This is a genomic window from Streptomyces sp. NPDC005070 (genome assembly GCF_053600395.1).
This window is the reverse complement of sequence record NZ_JBSFZS010000337.1, coordinates 1-2,969: the sequence shown is the minus strand read 5'-3', so window position 1 is coordinate 2,969 and position 2,969 is coordinate 1. Positions and strand designations below refer to the sequence as shown.

The following is a 2,969-nucleotide window of genomic DNA, read 5'->3' as shown; positions in this document are numbered from 1 at the left end:
GCTCCGGCGGGCGAAGGGCACGTCGTGTTTGTGTGTGTGTGTGGGGGGGCGGGTCAGTCCCCGTGGCCGTCGGTCCAGAACCGGTCCCGGTGACCGGGAACGTAGATCCACTTGGCGCCGCTGACGCGGTACCCGCTTTCTCGACATCCGGGAGGGCTACGGCTCCGGATCACTGGCAGAGCCACAACACGCCCCTCCAGAGAGGAGGCCCGGCCATGACCGTCACCACTCCGACTCCGGCACCCCCGGCCGATCGGCTCCACCGTCCCGTTACCGACCATCGGCTGGCCGTCGCCCTGCCCTACGGACTGCACACCCCGCAGGTGGCGCGGCACATCACCGCCCGGTGGCTGGCCGCGCACGGGGCTCCGGCTTCGCGCATGTGCAATGTGGTGCTCATCGTCTCCGAGCTGGTCACCAACGCCATCCGGCACACGCACGAGCCCTGCACCCTCGAGCTCACGTTGTGCGGAAGCCGTCTGGACATCGCTGTCGCCGACCACGGCGAGATGCTGCCGGAGAGGTCGAGCGCCCCGGGTGAGCGTGGTGGCTTCGGGCTCCCCCTCATCGAGGGGCTCGGCGGGAGGATCAAGACGGTTCCCGCGCTCGACGGCAAGACCGTGCACGCGACGTTGATCCTCACCCCGTTCGGCGGCCCGCATCACGCACCGCCGACGACCGCCTCGGTTCGCTAGCCCGGGACTCGAGGGGGTCACCCGGATGCGATCAGTGTTGGTGCGAGAGGAGCGGTCCTGCCGAGCTGTCAGGCGTCGGCCCGGACGAAGCGCAGCGTCGCCGTGACCGTGGCCGGGCCTCGCATCATGCCCAACTGGTTCCATTCGATGCCGAACGACTCCCGGTCCACGGTGAATTCGGTTTCCAGCGTGAGTTCCGCGGCGTTCGCCTCGGTCAGACGGGCGGTGAGGGACTGCGGCCTGCTGATGCCGCGCACGGTCAGCTGTCCCTCGAGCTGTGCCGTGTCGCCGTCGCGGGGTTCGTCGCTGCGGACCGCGACGGTGATCTCCGGGTGGTGCTCGACGTCGAAGAAGTCGGCGGACCGCAGGTGTTCGTCGCGCTTGGCGCTCGCGGTGTCCAGGGAGGCGGCGTCGAGGGTCACGGTGCCGGCGACGGACCCGTCGGGCCGGACCTCGCCCTGGCCGCCGACCACGCCGAAGGTGCCCTTGACGGTGACCAGGCCCCACATCGTCTTGTGTCGTATGGCGACGGTGGAGGTGGCGGCGTCGAGCTGCCACAGTCCGGTTTCCACGGCGACGGTCATGAGCTTTCCCCTGTCGAGTAGGTTGTCCAAATTTGCATGAATGACGCTAGCCCATCGTTCGAATTTGGACAACCTACGTTCTTCAAAATTGGACAACAGGTACACTCGGACCATGGCCGATCTCGACAAGGACCCCGCGCGCCTGCCCGACTGCCCGTCCACGCAAGGGGGCGGCCTGCTGCCCGCCGAGCTGCACGCCTGGATGCTTCTGCTGGCCGCGACGGGTGCCGTGGAGCAGCAACTGCGTGCCGTCGTGAAGGAGCGGCTCGGCGTTTCTCACGACGAGTTCCTGGTCCTGTGCCTGCTGGCCGCGCAGCCCGAGGAGGGCCTGCGCATGACCCGGGTCGCGGAGCTCCTGGGCCGGCCCAAGACCCGGCTCACCTACCAGATCGCCTGTCTCCAGCATTCCGGCCTGATCACCCGCCAGTCGGTGTGCGGCGACAAGCGCGGCATCCAGGTCGCTCTCACCGACAAGGCGCGAAGCCTCCTGCGGGAAGCATCCGGCTCGCTCGCCGAGACGGTCACCCTCGCACTCGGTCAGTTCATGGGGCCCGCCCAGCGCGAGGCGCTGCGCGGGCTGCTGCCGGATCTCGTCGAGGGGCGTCCCGCCGAAGCACCGGGTCCAACACCCATGTGACCCCGCGCTCCATCTGCCCGGTGGTTCGCCGGACCTGCCAGGACCGCGGCTCGGCGAACGACCGTCCGAGCCGTCGCCCGGCTCCGGATCAGGCCTGTCGGCACCACCCGGGAACCGCTCAGGTCGCGCCGACGGAGTTTTCAGTGCGCCGATCACCCTTACCGCCGGGCGACGACGCCCTTCCCGGCTGGCGCTGCTCAACCAATGCGGTCACCGGGCGCAGACCGAACACGCCGCTGAATCCAACCGCCTCGTCTTCGCGTTCATGCCGTCAAAGCTCCTCATCACCTCGGCCCGTCCACCCGGCAGTCGCTGAACCGCAGCGTGCGATCCGGCGACCGGGTGCCGCGAGGTTCAGGCGAGGGCGGCGGCCAGCAGGGTGAAGGCGGCGATGATGACGGCGACGCGGACGTAGTGGAAGCGGTCCCAGTGGTTCATCTGCTGCTTCCAGTCCTCGGGCAGGCCGTCGGTGGTCCACGTCTTGACCCGGTTGTTGATCGGGACGAGCAGCAGGATCGACATGACCACGCTGACGATCAGCAGCGCGGCGGCGGTGACGACGAGGCCGGCGCCGTGGTGGTCCCGTCCGGCGACGGCCCAGACCACGCTGAGGGCGAGCGAGCCGATGTACCAGAACGGCATCACGGCGCCGAGCAGTCGGGCCCCGTGGGTGCGGCCGCGCAGGCCGTTGTCGCCGGGGAGGCCGTTGAGGATCGGGTTGACGAAGAAGGCGACGGAGAACTCCACCCCCACCATCACGCCGACGACCACAGTGGTGAAGACCTCGAGTGCGTTGAGCATGATGACCCCTCCTGGAATCTAGCGCTGCTAGGCGATGGGGCAACGCTAGCGCTACTCCCGCTCGATTGTCTAGCGGTGCTAGGATCGAGTCATGTCGGTACAGGAACGCAAGGAGCGCGAACGGGCGGGCCGTGAGCGCCTCATCGTGACGACGGCCCGCGAACTCGCGGAGCAGCAGGGCGGCTACCGGCTACCGACCACCGGCCTCCGGAAGGGTTACGGGGCCCACACCCGTTCCGCGTAGTCCACGAA

At 68.9% G+C, this 2,969-nt stretch carries 4 protein-coding genes and 1 pseudogene; 3 read left to right on the top strand and 2 right to left on the bottom strand.

Features of this window, described 5'->3' with window-relative positions; translation table 11 throughout:
* Positions 1-215 precede the first annotated feature (215 nt).
* Entirely contained in the window at positions 216-695 is a 480-nt protein-coding gene (locus ACWEBX_RS38725; RefSeq protein ID WP_451889400.1) for an ATP-binding protein, read from the top strand.
* A 68-nt stretch (positions 696-763) separates the two neighbouring features.
* Here the strand turns inward: ACWEBX_RS38725 and ACWEBX_RS38720 are convergent, their stop codons facing one another.
* Positions 764-1,279: a YceI family protein gene (locus ACWEBX_RS38720; protein ID WP_451889399.1), complete on the bottom strand. Its 516-nt coding sequence runs from the start codon at positions 1,277-1,279 to the stop codon at positions 764-766.
* A gap of 112 nt (positions 1,280-1,391) precedes the next feature.
* Here ACWEBX_RS38720 and ACWEBX_RS38715 point away from each other — a divergent pair, with 112 nt between their 5' ends.
* On the top strand, positions 1,392-1,916 hold the full coding sequence (locus ACWEBX_RS38715) for a MarR family winged helix-turn-helix transcriptional regulator (RefSeq protein ID WP_451889398.1): 525 nt from the start codon (positions 1,392-1,394) through the stop codon (positions 1,914-1,916).
* Positions 1,917-2,270: 354 nt separating this feature from the next.
* On the opposite strand, the gene ACWEBX_RS38710 is transcribed toward ACWEBX_RS38715, so the two are convergent.
* Positions 2,271-2,717 (bottom strand): anthrone oxygenase family protein, encoded by a 447-nt coding sequence (locus ACWEBX_RS38710; protein WP_451889397.1) that lies wholly within the window; start codon positions 2,715-2,717, stop codon positions 2,271-2,273.
* 91 nt (positions 2,718-2,808) lie between these two features.
* On the opposite strand from ACWEBX_RS38710, the pseudogene ACWEBX_RS38705 reads away from it, so the two are divergent.
* Positions 2,809-2,898: pseudogene (locus ACWEBX_RS38705) on the top strand (TetR family transcriptional regulator); the annotation flags it as partial.
* Positions 2,899-2,969 lie beyond the last annotated feature (71 nt).